This window comes from Geomonas terrae (assembly GCF_004791675.1).
Lineage (GTDB): Bacteria > Desulfobacterota > Desulfuromonadia > Geobacterales > Geobacteraceae > Geomonas > Geomonas edaphica.
On record NZ_SRSC01000001.1, the window covers coordinates 1,557,303 to 1,572,606 of the forward strand.

The 15,304-nt window shown below is 63.0% G+C and carries 14 protein-coding genes; 11 read left to right on the forward strand and 3 right to left on the reverse strand.

What is annotated here, in order from left to right; translation table 11 throughout:
- Positions 1-46: 46 nt before the first annotated feature.
- From E4633_RS06670 to cobD, 4 genes are all read left to right on the forward strand, one after another.
- Entirely contained in the window at positions 47-1,105 is a 1,059-nt protein-coding gene (locus E4633_RS06670) for a cobalt-precorrin 5A hydrolase (RefSeq protein WP_135869438.1), read from the forward strand.
- 164 nt (positions 1,106-1,269) lie between these two features.
- Positions 1,270-3,633, forward strand: a complete 2,364-nt coding sequence (locus E4633_RS06675) for a cobyric acid synthase (protein WP_135869439.1) — start codon at positions 1,270-1,272, stop codon at positions 3,631-3,633.
- A complete protein-coding gene (gene cbiB, locus E4633_RS06680; protein ID WP_135869440.1) occupies positions 3,620-4,585 on the forward strand; it encodes an adenosylcobinamide-phosphate synthase CbiB in 966 nt (321 codons plus the stop codon). The genes E4633_RS06675 and cbiB overlap by 14 nt, the downstream gene beginning before the upstream one ends.
- An 83-nt stretch (positions 4,586-4,668) precedes the next feature.
- Complete coding sequence (cobD, locus tag E4633_RS06685) at positions 4,669-5,751, forward strand: threonine-phosphate decarboxylase CobD (RefSeq protein WP_135869441.1); 1,083 nt, start codon at positions 4,669-4,671, stop codon at positions 5,749-5,751.
- A gap of 110 nt (positions 5,752-5,861) precedes the next feature.
- Here the strand turns inward: cobD and E4633_RS06690 are convergent, their stop codons facing one another.
- On the reverse strand, positions 5,862-6,593 hold the full coding sequence (locus E4633_RS06690; protein WP_135869442.1) for a PilZ-like domain-containing protein: 732 nt from the start codon (positions 6,591-6,593) through the stop codon (positions 5,862-5,864).
- Between the two features lie 310 nt (positions 6,594-6,903).
- Between E4633_RS06690 and E4633_RS06695 the strand changes: the two genes are divergently transcribed.
- The 5 genes from E4633_RS06695 to E4633_RS06715 all read left to right on the forward strand — a co-directional run bounded on the left by E4633_RS06695 (position 6,904) and on the right by E4633_RS06715 (position 11,043).
- The gene (locus E4633_RS06695) at positions 6,904-7,338 is read left to right on the forward strand and encodes a Fur family transcriptional regulator (RefSeq protein WP_135869443.1); all 435 of its coding nucleotides are present in this window, start codon (positions 6,904-6,906) and stop codon (positions 7,336-7,338) included.
- A complete protein-coding gene (locus E4633_RS06700; RefSeq protein ID WP_135869444.1) occupies positions 7,335-8,261 on the forward strand; it encodes a metal ABC transporter substrate-binding protein in 927 nt (308 codons plus the stop codon). Before E4633_RS06695 ends, E4633_RS06700 begins: the two co-directional genes overlap by 4 nt.
- The gene (locus tag E4633_RS06705) at positions 8,258-9,010 is read left to right on the forward strand and encodes a metal ABC transporter ATP-binding protein (RefSeq protein WP_135869445.1); all 753 of its coding nucleotides are present in this window, start codon (positions 8,258-8,260) and stop codon (positions 9,008-9,010) included. The genes E4633_RS06700 and E4633_RS06705 overlap by 4 nt, the downstream gene beginning before the upstream one ends.
- 56 nt (positions 9,011-9,066) lie before the next feature.
- Entirely contained in the window at positions 9,067-9,891 is an 825-nt protein-coding gene (locus tag E4633_RS06710) for a metal ABC transporter permease (RefSeq protein ID WP_135869446.1), read from the forward strand.
- Positions 9,892-9,987: 96 nt separating this feature from the next.
- Complete coding sequence (locus E4633_RS06715) at positions 9,988-11,043, forward strand: GGDEF domain-containing protein (protein ID WP_246037938.1); 1,056 nt, start codon at positions 9,988-9,990, stop codon at positions 11,041-11,043.
- Here the strand turns inward: E4633_RS06715 and cls are convergent.
- Positions 11,040-12,467, reverse strand: coding sequence for a cardiolipin synthase (gene cls / locus E4633_RS06720; RefSeq protein ID WP_135869598.1), 1,428 nt, complete (start codon positions 12,465-12,467; stop codon positions 11,040-11,042). The genes E4633_RS06715 and cls overlap by 4 nt on opposite strands.
- Positions 12,468-12,546: 79 nt before the next feature.
- On the reverse strand, positions 12,547-13,107 hold the full coding sequence (locus E4633_RS06725; protein ID WP_135869447.1) for a thioredoxin fold domain-containing protein: 561 nt from the start codon (positions 13,105-13,107) through the stop codon (positions 12,547-12,549).
- A gap of 151 nt (positions 13,108-13,258) precedes the next feature.
- Between E4633_RS06725 and rsmB the strand changes: the two genes are divergently transcribed.
- Both rsmB and rpe read left to right on the forward strand, forming a co-directional pair.
- Positions 13,259-14,608, forward strand: coding sequence for a 16S rRNA (cytosine(967)-C(5))-methyltransferase RsmB (gene rsmB, locus E4633_RS06730; RefSeq protein WP_135869448.1), 1,350 nt, complete (start codon positions 13,259-13,261; stop codon positions 14,606-14,608).
- An 8-nt stretch (positions 14,609-14,616) separates the two neighbouring features.
- Positions 14,617-15,282: a ribulose-phosphate 3-epimerase gene (gene rpe, locus E4633_RS06735; protein ID WP_135869449.1), complete on the forward strand. Its 666-nt coding sequence runs from the start codon at positions 14,617-14,619 to the stop codon at positions 15,280-15,282.
- The last annotated feature ends 22 nt before the right edge of the window (positions 15,283-15,304 follow it).

Genomic DNA, 15,304 nt, shown 5'->3' on the forward strand with positions numbered 1-15,304 from the left:
GTTCAACGTTCTGCGTTCAACGTTCTACGTTTTAGGTTAAAAAAACATGCGCGTTGCCATCATCGCAATAACCGCCAACGGCGCGAAGCTCGGGGCGACGCTTAAGAGCGGACTGCCGCTCACCTCGCTCTTCGTCCTTGAGAAGCATGCGACGGGTGAGGCCGTGCCTTTTGCGGAACGGGTACCGACTCTCATGGCGCGGCTTTGGCCCGACTTCGACGGCTTCGTCTGCATCATGGCGACGGGAATCGTGGTCCGGTCGATCGCGCCGCTGCTGAAAGGGAAGGATGAGGACCCGGCGGTGGTGGCGATCGATGACGCAGGACGCTTCGCCGTCTCTCTTCTTTCCGGTCACTTGGGCGGCGCCAACGCGCTTTCCGCAAGCTGCGCCGAACTTACCGGTGCCACGCCGGTGATCACCACCGCGACCGACGCGAACGAACTCCCCTCCTTCGACATGCTCGCCAAGGAAAACGGCTGGCGCATCGATGACCTATCTCGGGTTAAGGTGCTGAACGCACTGCTGCTCGAAGGAAAACGTATCGCCGTTCTCGACCCGACCGGCAAGGTGGCGGACTACTGCGGGGGGAAGGGGAACCTGCTCTTTTGCCGCGACGCGGATGACGCGCTTGCCGCCAGTGCGGACGGCATGGTCGTCGTCACCAGCGGGGCGGTGCCGCAAGGGCTCGATCCTTCACGGACCCTGGTCCTGCGCCCTGTCGAACTCTGCCTCGGCATCGGCTGCAACCGGGGGACTTCCGCTGACGAAATCGAAGCGGTGGTGGAGCGGCATCTTTCCCTGCTCTCACTTTCGATGAAAAGCGTTCGCTGCATGGCTTCTGCCGAGGCGAAGGCGGATGAGGAAGGGCTGCTGGCCTGTGCCGGAAGGAAAGGGCTCCCGCTTCTTTTCTTCAGCAGCGACGAGTTGAACAAGGTGGCGGTTCCCTCGCCGCCGTCCGAGCACGCCTTTGCCGCGATAGGGGCTCGCGGCGTCGCCGAACCGGCCGCGCTGCTCGCCTCGGACGGGGGCTCGCTCATTTTGAAAAAGGTGAAGGACGGCAACGTCACCATCGCCATCGCCATCGCACGCTGCGCCCATTACTGACTCGCCTGTTTCCCCCTCGCCCTCCGGGAGAGGGGCAGGGGTGAGGGCGTCGGCAGATGCAAATTACTCACTTCGTGGCAACGCCCTCACCCGCCCTGCGGGCACCCTCTCCCGGAGGGCGAGGGGGCTAGCCCAGCACACTTCGTAATAGAGGTCCAAGTTTAATGTCACAACTTTTCGTAGTAGGTATCGGCCCGGGCGGGCTAAACCACATGACTTTCGAGGCGCGCGAGGCGATCGAGAAGGCGGACGTGGTGGTCGGCTACCGGACCTACCTTGAATTCATCGAACCCCTTCTCGTCAACAAGACCCTCTTTTCCTCGGGGATGATGCGCGAGGTGGAGCGCTGCTCGCAGGCGCTCGCCATCGCCGCCTCGGGCAAGACTGTTGCCCTCATCTCCAGCGGCGACGCGGGGATCTACGGCATGGCCGGTCTCGCCATGGAACTCGCCGACGAACCGGACGCTCCCTTCGAAAACGTCGAGATCGTGGTGGTCCCCGGCGTCTCGGCTGTGCAGGCCGCAGCTTCGGTGCTGGGCGCGCCGCTCATGCACGATTTTGCCGTGATCTCGCTCTCCGACCTGCTCACGCCGCTTCCGAAAATCCGGAAACGTTTGAAGGCCGCCGCGAGCGCAGATTTCGTGGTGGCGCTTTACAACCCACGCAGCAAGGGGCGTGTCACCCAGATCGAAGAGGCGAGGGACATCCTGATCGCGGCGCGCGGTCCTCAGGTCCCCGTCGGCATCGTCCGCAACGCCTGCCGCGACGGCGAGGAGTGCATCATCACCACGCTCGGCGAGATGTTGCAGCATCCCATCGACATGTTCTCGCTGGTAATCATCGGCAACTCCTCGACGCGCCTTTGCCGCGACGGACGCATCGTCACCCCGCGCGGTTATGCCACCCGCGGCGACGACCAGAACCCCAACCGCAAAAAGCGCGCAGCCGTGGCGTCTCTGGGAGAGGTTAGCGAAGATCCGCATGCGGTGATGTTCTGCGGCACCGGTTCCGACGTCGGGAAGTCGGTGCTCGCGGCCGGTTTCTGCCGCATCCTGAAGCGTCGCGGCATCTCGGTGGCACCCTTCAAGTCCCAGAACATGGCGCTCAACTCCGCGGTTACCCCCGAGGGAGGGGAGATCGGCCGCGCCCAAGGGGTACAGGCGGAGGCCTGCGGCATCGCACCTCATACCGACATGAACCCGATCCTGTTGAAGCCCAACTCCGACACCGGAAGTCAGGTGATCGTGCAGGGCAAGGTCGTGCGCAACATGGGGGTCAAGGAGTACAACGCCTACAAGCCGAAGGCCTTTTTGAAGGCGCGGGAGAGTTTCGCCAGGTTGCGCGACCGCTACTCCTTCATCGTCATTGAGGGGGCCGGCAGCATCGCCGAGATCAACCTGCGCGACCACGATATCGCCAACCTGAAGGTGGCGGGCATGGCTGGCGCTCCCGTGATCCTCATTGCCGACATCGACCGGGGCGGCGTCTTCGCACAGATCGTCGGCACCCTTGAACTCCTGCAGCCGGAAGAAAAGGCGCTCGTGAAAGGGGTCATCATCAACAAGTTCCGGGGCGATGCTTCGCTGCTGGCCTCCGGCATCAAGTATGTCGAGGAGCGGACCGGGGTGCCCGTGCTCGGGGTGCTTCCCTGGTACAAAGGGCTGGCCCTGCCCGAGGAGGACAGCGTCGCCCTGCAGAAGAAGGAAACCGCGCCCCAAACGACGGAGCGGGGTGACAAGCTGCGCATCGGGGTGCTTCGCCTTCCGCGGATCTCGAACTACACCGACTTTGCGGCGTTGGAGGCGGAGCCGGACGTGGAGCTTTACTACGTCCGCTCGCCCTGGCTCGTCGAGACCATGGACCTCCTGATCCTGCCGGGCACGAAGGCCACCCTCGCCGATCTCGAGTCGATCAGGGATGAGGGGATCGCCGAGGCGGTTACCCGTTTCCGGGGACCGGTCGTCGGCATCTGCGGCGGATACCAGATGCTAGGGAAAACCGTGCTCGACCCGGAAAGGGTGGAGTCGGGTCCTGAACGCGTCGATGGGCTGGGACTTTTCGACGTGGTGACCACCATGCTGAAGGAGAAACAGACCCACCAGGCGGAAGCCAAGCTCTCCGCTGCAGGTGCGTCGGTAGCACCCGGCTGTGACGCTGCGGTAACCGGATACGAGATCCACATGGGTGAAAGCGTCCTCGGTCAGGGAGTCACCCCCTTTGCGCGCATCACCAGCCGTTCCGGAGAGGGCGTCACCGTGGATGACGGTGCCGTATCCGCCGATGGGCGGGTCTTCGGCACTTACCTGCACGGCATTTTCGACAATCACGGTTTCAGGACTGCCTTTCTGAACCGGATCAGGCGTGCGAAAGGACTGCCGGAGCAGGCGGAAGCGGTCCCGATGCCCGACCCGTTCGATGCCCTCGCGGCGCACATGGAGCGGCACCTGGATCTGGAGCGGATCTTCCGGATCTGCGGCATCTCGCCGCTGCGCGCCATGAGCAGTACGGCCGGTGATGGCACTCCTTGACCCGCACATAGCGATAGTGCTCGGCGCGGTGGTCATGGACCTCTTTCTCGGCGACCCGCGCACCCTGCCGCATCCGGTGGTCATCATCGGATGGTTGATTTCGTGGCTTGAACGGGTGTTGCGCCAAAGGATCTCCGATCCCCGCCTGGCAGGCGTTGCGCTGCTCGTCGTCACCGTCGGCGTCAGCTATCTCGTTGCCGCGGGGCTCATCTACCTGGGAACGCTGGTCGCCCCGGCGGTCGGCTTCCTTGTGGCGCTTTACCTCGCCTGGGTCTCCATTGCGGCCCGTTCGCTGCACGTCGAGTCGGCAAAGGTGGCGAAGGCCCTGGAACGGGGTGACCTTCCCGCCGCAAGGGTTGCGCTTTCCTACATCGTGGGACGCGAGACTGCGCAGTTGGACGAGCCGGAGGTCATCAGGGGGGCGGTGGAGACCGTGGCGGAGAATACCGGCGACGGCGTCGTCGCGCCCCTTTTCTATCTGATGCTGGGAGGCCCGGCGCTGGCGATCGCGTACAAGGCGGTCAACACGCTCGACTCCATGGTGGGGTACAAAAACGAGCGCTATCTGGAATTCGGCTGGGCCTCGGCGCGTTTCGACGACCTCGCCAACTTCATCCCGGCGCGGCTCACCGGCCTGCTCATGGTGCTTGCGGCGCCTCTTTGCGGCTTGAGCAGTGCGGGGAGTTGGCGCATCCTGCACCGGGACTGCCGCAACCACGCCTCCCCCAACAGCGGTTATCCGGAAGCGGCGGCAGCCGGTGCGCTCGGTGTCAGACTCGGCGGCGCGAACCGCTACTTCGGCAGGATCGTGGAGAAGCCGACCATCGGGGATCCGGTGCGGCCGCTCTCCCTTGAGGCATACGCGGGCGTGGTTCGCCTCATGTATTGCAGCGAGGCGATCATGGTGCTCGGGTGGATGGCGCTCATGCTGGCTTTGAAGGTGACGATATAACGGCCAAGTCTTCTCTAGGGCGAGGCCCTCACCCCCGCCCCTCTCCCGGAGGGCGAGGGGAGATATCTGCAGGGTTGGTAACAATGGCAATCCCACACGAACATGGCGGCAACGTTTTTGCCGTGGCAAGGGACCTCGGTCTTGCGCCGGAGCAGCTCCTGGACTTCTCGGCCAGCATCAACCCGCTTGGGATGGCGCCGGGGGTGCGCGAGGCGCTGACGGCGAGCTATGAGCGTCTGCTGCACTACCCGGACAAGGGGGCGACGGAGCTGAAGCTTGCTCTGGCCGCCTACCACGGCTGCGCGCCGGACGAGATCGCCGTCGGCAACGGTTCGACTGAGTTGATTCACCTGCTCCCGCGCGTCTTTTCCGGTCGCCGTGCCCTCGTCGTTGCTCCCGCCTTCGCCGAGTACGCGCTCGCCCTGGAGCGGGGGGGATGGCAGACTGACTACTTCAACCTCTCCCCTGCCGACGCTTTCGCACTGTCGGTCGATGCGCTGAAAGAGCGGCTTGGAGAGGGTTACGACATGCTCTTCATCTGCAATCCGGGAAACCCTGCGGGTAACCTGGTGCCGAAGGGGGATGTCGCCGGGATCGTCGACGCCTGCCGCGAGTGCGGTACCTTCCTGGTTCTGGACGAGGCCTTCATCGACTTCTGCGAGGAGGAGTCGGCTAAAGACCTGATTCGGACTGCGCCGCGCGCCGTCTTGCTGCGCTCCATGACCAAGTTCTTCGGCATCCCGGGGTTGCGGCTCGGTTACGCGCTTGCCCGCCCCGAGACCATCGCGGCGATTGCGGCACAGCAGGACCCTTGGAACGTGAACACGGCGGCACAGGTGGCGGGGATCGCGTCGCTTGCCGCGTCGGAATATTGCCACCGCACGAGAAGCTATATTGACGCGGAGCGGGTACGCTTTGCCGCGGCACTTTCCGCGCTTCCCGGTCTCGAGGTCTTTCCGGCCTGGGCCAATTATCTGCTGGTGCGGATAACGCGGGAGGGGATGACCGCAGGGCAACTGCGCGAGGCGTTGAAAGGTAAGGGGATTCTGGTCAGGGACTGCAGCAACTTCCAGGGGCTGGGCACCCGTTATTTCAGGATTGCGGTGCGGCTTAGCGAGGAAAACGACCTGCTGGTGAAGAGTCTCGCTGCGGTGTTTGCAGGATAGGCTACAACTCCTGAGGGACGCAGAACTCACTGAAAAAAAGGCCGGCGGATCTTCCGCTGGCCTTATTCATTGCAACTGCGCTCTATTCTATATCTCAGTCTGGTGAAGCATTAGCTGGTCGGTATGGAGTAGAAGTCCTTACGGCACATCCTGATGCGCTTGATCTCTTCGTTGCAGACGTAACGGACAATGGCGTCGCGGTCGCGCTCGTTGATGTGCATGAAACGCAGGCCCGCGCTGAATACGATCCCTTCGTTGCGGCGCAGCTCCTCGCTGTGCATCACCTGGGCGACGACAGGCACGATCTTCGGCTCGGGAAGCGGCAGGTGGAAGGTGGCATAGACGATGTCGTCGCGGGTCATCTCCATCTCGGTCTCGGTGCGCAGGCCGCCGCCGCTGATATTTACGATACGCGGCAGGCTGTTCTGCGCAGCCACCCGCAGTCCGGCGGCGCCGCTCTCTTCAGCGGTGCCGGCGGTCACGTTGAACAGGATCACCGGGATGTCGGTGCCGAGGCGGAAATATTCGCGCTGATCTTCGGGAGTTACCTTCTCCACGAACCCCACCCGCAGGTCCTCTTCAGCGTGATCGGCTAAGACTACGCATTTGCAGCGGTAGCTGTTGCCGCTCACCCCTACGCGTACCACCAGGGGGGATTCGCGACGCAGCAGCATACCATCGGGGAGCTTCTCCCTGGAAAGACGCAGGCGGATTCCTGTGTCGTCGATCTCCGTGACCACTGCGCCGTCGTTGAAAACCGTATCCCCCGATAATGACACCTCTACCCGGGCCTTCTGCCCGGCATGGAAGTAATCCTTATAGTTGTACGTTTCTCTTCGCATGTGACGCCGTCCGACTGGTGAAATAACCGCTTTGATGAATCATGAATTTTATGCAATACAAACGCCAAGAACCGCCACGGTCTGCGCCCGGTCAGCAACTCCCTAATCTGGCAGTGATGTCGCTTTTGAAGTGGTTAATGTTGGTGGTCCGGTTTACGTGAAAGGCCTGTTCCTCTGTGTCATTTGACCGAATCAGCCCGCTATGGCTACGGGAAGGTAGCACAAAGGCCCGTCGGGTGACATAAATTTTCTTGACTTTGAGACCCCGCCCGCTATTTTAAAACGAAATCATTTCTATTTAGAGGCTGGTATGGAGCAGCGTCACGCGACGGTACTCAAAGCGGCTGGTATGAAAGCGACCCCGAAACGGTTGGCCATTCTCGAGCTGCTTGAGGCTGAGTCGGGGTACGCGAGTCCCGAGGAACTCTGGAAGACGTTGAAGGGACGCTTCGATCGTCTCGGGTTACCCACGGTGTACCGCAACCTGGAGGAACTTTCCGAGAGCGGCGTCCTCACCAAGGTGATCCATCCCAACCGCCAGCTGTACTACTACTTCTGCAGCAACCCGGAACACCATCACCACTTCGTATGCCTTTCGTGCCGCAAGGTTGAGGACATCCCTTCTTGCGGCATCGATGCGTTGGAGCGTGAGGTGAGCATCCGTAACGGCGGGAAGGTGCTATCGCACATCCTGCAGTTGAACGGTCTGTGCGGCGGTTGCGCTAAAAAAGGGGAAAAGGCATGAAATGGCTTACGATGTTGCTCCTGGCCCTGGTCCTGATGCTGCCGGGATGCAGCCGTCAGGAGAGGCAAAGCGGAAAGCTGCAAGTAGTGACGACCCTGTTCCCTCTCTACGACTTCGCAAGGACGATCGGTGGCGACAAGGCGCAGGTGACGCTGCTCCTTCCGCCGGGAGTCGAGCCGCACAGCTTCGAACCGCGGCCGGAAGACGTGGTGCGGGTGAACCGGGCCGACCTCTTCGTCTACACCAATGCGGTGATGGAACCGTGGGCGGCTAACATCATCTCGGGGCTGGATAAGGGCAAGGTGGCGGTGGTTGAAGGAGGAAGGGGGATTCACCTCATGCAGGGGCCGGTATCGGACCAGCACCGCGAAGGGCACGATGATGCCCACGACGGGAAGGGGGGCGACCCGCACATCTGGCTCGACTTCGACAACGCGCGCACCATCGTAAGAAACATCCTCGCCGCCTACGTCACACGCGATCCCGCCAACAAGGCGTACTACGAGCAGAATGCCGCCGGGTTGGACCGGCAGCTGGCTGCACTGGACCAGCGCTTCAAGGATACCCTTGCCAACTGCCCGAAGAAGGTGCTGCTGCACGGCGGACACTATGCCTTCGGCTACATGGCGAGAAGGTACGGCCTGAAGTACATCTCGGCCTCCGCGGTGAACGCCGATGCAGAACCCACCCCGGCTAAGCTCGCTGAACTTGTGCAGATAATGCGCCGCGAGCATTTGGGTTACGTCTATACCGAGGAGTTGCTGAGTCCCCGCGTGGCCGAGACCATAGCGCGCGAGACCGGGGCCAAGGTCCTCATGCTGCGTGCCGGGCACAACGTCACTAAGGACGAGCTGCAAAAGGGCGTCACCTTCGTCTCCCTCATGGAAGAAAACCTCAAGAATTTGAAGACGGGGCTGCAATGACAGACAAAGCTCTCACCGTGCAGAACCTCTGCGCCGGCTATCACGGGACCGAGGTGCTGCAGGACGTCTCTTTCACGGTAAATCCGGGCGACTACGTGGGCATCTGCGGGCCGAACGGTTCCGGGAAGAGCACCATGATAAAGATCATCCTGGGACTTCTCGCTCCCACCTCCGGCGCCATTTCCGTCCTCGGTAAGCCGCTCGGGGGCTTCCACGACTGGCGCCGGATCGGGTACCTGCCGCAGGGGTTGCAGTTCTTCAACCCGCACTTCCCGGCCACCGTCGACGAGGTGATCCGGCTCGGCCGGCTTTCCGCGAAGAAATTCCCGCGGCGTTTCACGAAGGACGATACGCGAGCCGTGGAACAGACCATGGAGTGGATGGGGATCTCCCACATCAGGGGGAAGATGATCGGCGAGCTTTCCGGTGGGCTCAGGCAGCGGGTGCTCCTGGCGCGGGCGCTGGTGAACGACCCCGCGCTGCTCGTGATGGACGAACCGACGACGGCGCTCGACCCGGAGACCAGGGAGAGCTTCTACAAGCTCATCTTCGAGATGAACCGGGAGAAGAAGGTCACGGTGCTGCTGGTGACCCATGACACGGCCACCATCGGGAAATACGCCTCGCACCTGCTTTACCTGGACAAGAAGGTTATTTTCTACGGCAGCTTCGACGATTTCTGCAATTCCACCGAGATGACCGGGTTCTTCGGCGAGCACGGCCAGCACCTGGTTTGCCACAGGCACTAAATGACGGCGCAGGCAGGGCGGGCGAATGATGCTCCGCCCCCGCTTTTGAGGTTTATATGGATCTGAACGAGATGCTAAGTTACGGCTTCATGCAGAGGGCGCTCATCGGCGGGTCGCTGATCGCCATCCTCTGCTCTGTACTCGGCGTGTTCCTAGTGCTGCGCAGGCTTTCGCTGATCGGCGACGGTCTCGCCCACGTCACCTTCGGAAGCGTCGCACTCACGCTCCTTTTCCGCCTCCAATCGGTCTACATGACCCTCGCCGTCATCCCGGTGGTGCTCGCCTCGGCCCTCGGGATCCTGAAACTCGCCCAGAAGGCGCGCATCTACGGAGACGCCGCCATCGGCATGGTCTCCGCCATCGGGATCGCCACCGGCGTCCTCCTGGCCAGCGTTGCCGGGGGCTTCAACGTCGACCTCTTCAGCTACCTTTTCGGCAACATACTCTCCATCAGCTCGAGCGAGCTTGCCATCGCGGCGGGGCTCTTCGTCATCGTCATCGCCGGTGTCATCATGTTCTACAACGAACTCTTCGCCAGCACCTTCGACGAGGAACTCGCCAAAAGCTCAGGCCTGGACACGGACCGCATCAACGCCGTCCTCGTGCTCCTGACCGCGCTCACCGTGGTGCTCGCCATGAAGGTGGTGGGCATCATGCTGATATCGGCGCTGCTCATCCTCCCTGCCGTCACGGCGTTGCAGGTCGCCAAGGGGTTCAAGGCGGCCATAATCTCCGCGGCCGCCATCGGGGTCGGCACCGTCATCTGCGGCATCTCGGTATCCTTCGTCCTGAACCTCCCCACCGGCGCCACCATCGTCATCATCAACTTCGTCGTCTTCCTCTTGGCCTTTGCCCTGCGCGGCCTGCTGCGCCATTCCTAGCCGTTCCGCAACGCCGCAAGATTGCCGTCAACTTTCCCGACGCTCTGCCGATAAGCTCCAAGTGGAGCAGTCAAACTGATGACCGAGGCGGCCGGGATGGTAGAGGTAAAGGGTTGGATCAGCGCGGGCGACATAGCACGGCACACCGGTCACAAACGGGTGCTGTGCCTCATCGCCTGGCTCCTGGTCGGGCTGGTACTGCTCGACTCCTACCTGGTACCCTTCCCGGGGCGCGGAACTCTGCTCGTATCGATCCTCTCACTCACCCTCATCGGCAGCCTCACGCTAACCCGCATCTTCCTGAAAAACTTCCAGATGAAGGCCTCCCTCGACCTCGCCCTGCTGCTCGGCTATCTTGTGGCGGTCTGCTGGTTCACCGGGAAGGCCGACAGCCCCTTCGTCCCGGTCATCTACCTGATCTTGATGGCCACCTCGCTGATTCTCGGGAGACGGACCACCTACCTCATGGCGGGACTCGCGGTCGCCTGCTATTTCCTGCTCCTGGCCGGCGCCTCGCCCGCCTTTCTGGGCAACATCACCGGTCATCTCATCAGGGTGGTCCCCTTCGTCCTCATGGCGCACGTGGGGGCGATGCTCTCCGGCGAGGCCGAAGGGGCACGGGCCAACGTGGAGCGCCTGTCGCTCACCGACGACCTCACGGGACTTAACAACATGCGCAGCTTCGAGACTCTCGCCCTGCAGCAGGAGAAGATCTCGCGCCGCTACGGCACCCCCTTCGCCATCTGCATGCTGGACGCGGACAACCTGAAGCAGATCAACGATCGCTACGGGCATCTGGCCGGCACCGAGCTCATCAAGTGGACCGCCCGCATCATCCAGGCCAACATCAGGGAGAGCGACGTCGCGGCGCGCTTCGGGGGGGACGAGTTCATCGTCATGTACAACGACCACGACAGGGAGCAGATCCGTCCCGCCGTGGAGCGGATCGTGCGGGCCATGGACCACTGTCCCTTCAGTTACGAGGGGGAACTGATAGACTGCACCCTTTCCGCGGGAATTGCCTCTTACCCCGCGGACGGCGGCGATCTGAAGAGCGTGCTGAAGCAGGCCGATCTCGCCATGTACCGCAGTAAGCGCATGGGCAAGAACCGGGTCTCCCTGGCGGGATCCGGGGGGACGGAAACGGGTTAAAGGTAGGGGGAGAAGAGCTTCGCGGCTGCGTCGCGCAGCTTCGCGGCGAGCGGGCGGGCGTCCATCTCGGCGAGGGTGATCTCCCGGGATAGGGCGAGGGTGGCCATGCAGCGCCCCTCGAGGGCGGCGGCGAACTCCAGGTCGTAGACCTCCAGGTTGAACTCGAAGTTGAGCCGGAGGCTCCTCGGGTCGAGGTTGGCGCTTCCGATCAGGCTCCAGCTCCGGTCCACCACCATGAACTTCGTGTGCACGAACGGGGCGGGCTGGGCGTAGATGCGTACCCCCTGTTGCAGAAGTTCCCACAGGTAGGAGCGGCTCGCCCACTGCACGTAGGGGAGGTTGTTCACCTCGGGAAGCACCAGGGTGATCTCGACGCCGCGCAAAGCCGCCGTGATCAGCGACGAGATGAGCGGGCGGTCCGGGATGAAGTAGGGGGTCACGATGGTCACCGTCCTGCGGGCGCAGGAAAGGGCACCGAGGATGATCCAGTTGAGCTTGCGGAAGTCCTTGTCCGGCCCGTCGCTCACCGCCCGGGCGAGGGCGCTTCCAGCCTCTGCGAGTTCGGGGAAGTAGCGCGCGTCGGTCAGTTGTTTCCCCTTGGCGAAGTGCCAGTCTTCGACGAAGGTTCTCTGCAGGTCCGCCACCACCGGGCCGAGCACCTGGAAGTGCAGGTCCTTCACCACCGGCGCGGGCGTGGTCACCATGTGCCTGCTGCCGATGTTCATGCCGCCGGTGAATCCGATAGCCCCGTCCACGACCAGGATCTTTCTGTGGTTGCGCAGGTTCAGGTACCCTCCCGGACGCAGCGGCAGGAAATGGCGGAATTTCACGCCGCTCCCCTTCAATAGCTCCCGCGCCGTAGGCCTTGAGTACTTTTCCCCCAGGCTGTCCACGATCACCCGCACCTCGACCCCGCGGTCCGCCGCCCGGGCGAGGGCGGCGACGAAGCGCCTGCCGGTGTCGTCACCGTCGAAGATGTAGGTGGAGAGGTGCACCGAAGAGACGGCCGCATCGATGGAGGCAAGCATGGCCGGGTAGGCCTCCTCGCCGTTTTCAAGGGGGATCAGGTGGTTGCCCGGGAGAAGCCTCGTGCTTACGACGCGCTCGGAGAGGTTTCTTAATTCCCTCAGGTAGGCGAGCTCACCCGGGAGGCGCGCCGTGGGGACGTCCTTCACCGTCGGTGGGATGATGGGGAGGGCACCTGACTCGCGGTGCCAGCGCTTGGCGCGGCTGTAGATGCGGTTGACACCCATCCCCCAGTAGAAGATGGGGCCGAAAAGCGGAATGGCGAGGCAGGTGAGGATCCAGCCGAGCGCAGAGCGGGGATCGCGCTTGTTGACGAGGGCGTGCCCGGCCGAGAGGAGCGCGAGGGCAGCCAGCGAGGCGAAGAGAAGTCCGGTGAAAATGTGGTCCAGGGCATGCATCATAGAATCACATCATGAAAAGGGGGCGGCATGGCTGCCGCCCCCCATGTGGAATAAAAACCTGGTGCGGCTGAAAAGATCAAAGCAGGGTGAACGGCTCGGCGCGCCTTGTCCAGTCGCTCTCGGGATACTGGCTGGAGAGCTGCTGATAGATGTCTTTGAGGGCCGTCGGGTCGTGGCTCGCACTGAAACGCGCCACGCCGCGCAGGTAGACCGCTTCGGGTGCCGACGCGCTCTTCGGGCAACCGTTTAAAAGGGTGTTGAACTGGATCACCGCTTCGTTGAACTGCCCGTTGTCCAGGCAGACCTTGCCCATGCCGAGGAGCACCGAGCCGATCATGTCGGCGGGGGGAAGGAAGCCGACGCTGCGCTGGTGTTCGCGGCCGTACAGGTCGAGGGTGATGAGGGTAGGGGTCGAGCTCACCCGGAAGTCGGCGGTCTGGGTGACGGAACTGACCGGGATCCTTACCGGTATGACGTGGTCCGAGATGAAGTTGACGACCTGCGGGTCGGCGAAAGTTACCGCCTCCATCTGTTTGCAGCCGATGCATTCCGGGCTGAAGAACTCAAGCAGCAGTGTCTTCTGTTCCGCCTTCCCCCGAGCCAGCGCTTTTCCCATGTCCGTTTCCCAAGGTATCATGGTAAACCCTCCTCTCGGTTATCATTAAACCCAGGCTAAAGGGTAGCCCCTGTATTTCCTATGTCAAGTGCCCTAACCGCTTGCGATTTTGGGCGAAATGCATATAATGATTCCGGCCTCGCCCAGATCTTCACCCCTGAAAGGAAGTAATTTGTCCAGCAAAAACCCACGCCGCGCCGCCTTCGATATCCTGCTCCGGATCGAAAAAGAAAAGTCCTTCGCAGACATCCTCATAGACCACGAGCTCTCCAAGGACATCATCAAGGGGGCCGATAGAGGCCTTCTGACCGAACTGGTGTACGGCGTCCTGCGCCGCCAGGGGACCCTGGATTACATCATCGGGCAGTTCTCCAAGCAGAGGACCGAGAAGCTCGAGCTCTACGTGCTCCTCTTGCTGCGCCTCGGGCTCTACCAGTGCTTCTTCCTCGACCGCGTCCCGGTTTCCGCCGCGGTGAACGAGACGGTGAAGCTCGCCAAGGAGCTCGCGCCGCGCGCGTCCGGCTTCATCAACGCCATCCTTAGAAACGCGGACCGAAACCGCGACAACATCCGCTACCCGGACCGCGCCGAGAACCCGGCAGGGTACCTCGCCGTGCGCTACTCGCACCCCGCATGGCTCACCCGGCAGTGGGTCGAGCAGATGGGTGTGGAGGAGGCCGAGGCGCTGGCGGCTGCCATGTCGGAGCCCCCGCCGCTGACCGTGAGGGTGAACACGCTGCGCGTCTCGCGCGAGGCGCTCTTGGAGCGTCTGACCGCCGAGGGGGTGAGCTGCAGCGCGACCCGCTGGTCTCCGGACGGGATCAGGCTGAACCAGTCCGGGCAGATCACGAGGCTTGCCTCCTTCCGCGACGGCCTCTTCACGGTGCAGGACGAGTCGAGCCAGCTCGCCCCGCTCTTTCTCTCGCCGGAGAAGGGGGACCGTGTGCTCGACGCCTGCGCGGCGCCCGGCGGCAAGTCGACGCAGATCGCCCAGCTCATGGGGGATTCCGGCGAGATCTACGCCTGCGACGTGAACCACAAGAAACTTCGGCTCATCAAGGATACCTGCGACCGTCTCGGCATCGCCTCGGTGCGCACCTTCACCATGGACGCCACCTCCCCCTCCCCCGCGATCAAGGAGGTCGTCTTCCAGAGGATCCTGGTGGACGCCCCCTGCTCGGGGCTCGGCGTGATCCGGCGCAACCCGGAAGGGAAGTGGAGCAAGTCCGGCGACGATCTCCTGCAGCTCGCCCGGACCCAGATCTCCATCCTGGAGAACCTCTGCAAGTACCTGGAGAAGGGGGGGACGCTCCTCTACGCGACCTGCTCCACCAGCGTCCAGGAAAACGAGTTCGTGGTGGACACTTTCCTGCGCGACCACCCCGAATTCGTCGCAGAGGACCTGCGCGGGCTCTTCCCCGAACTGACCCCGCTTTTCACGGAGCGCGGCTTCTTCAGAAGCTGGCCGCACCGCGACGGCATGGACGGCTTCTTCGCCGCCCGGCTCAAGAAAATCAAGTAGGAGAAACCATGAAAAAGATCGCACCCTCCATACTTTCCGCCGACTTCGCCCGCCTGGGCGAGGAGATCAAGGCCATCGAGGCGGCAGGCGCCGATTACGTACACGTCGATGTCATGGACGGCCAGTTCGTCCCCAACATCACCATCGGCCCGCTCATCGTGGAGGCGGCGCGCCGTGCGACCACCCTGCCGCTCGACGTACACCTGATGATCGTCGACCCGGACCGCTACATCCCGGACTTCGCCAAGGCGGGGAGCGACATCATCGTGGTTCACGCCGAGGCGACCAACCACCTGCACCGCACCGTCCAGCTCATCAAGTCGTTCGGGAAGAAGGCTGGTGTGTCGCTCAACCCGGCGACGCCGCTGAACGTCCTTGACTACGTCATGGAGGAGCTCGACCTGATCCTGCTCATGACGGTGAACCCGGGCTTCGGGGGGCAGTCCTTCATCGAGGCGTGCATCCCGAAGATCCAGGCGCTCCGCTCCACCATGGACCGCCGCGGCATCGAGGCGGAGCTCGAGGTGGACGGCGGCGTGAAGATCGACAACATCGCCCGCATCGCCCACGCCGGTGCCGACGTCTTCGTGGCGGGGAGTGCCGTCTTCAACTCCCCCGACTACGCCGCCACCATCGCGGAGCTCAAGAAAAGGGCCAAGGAGCCGGTGCTCTGACCGCGGAAAACGGTCAGGACAG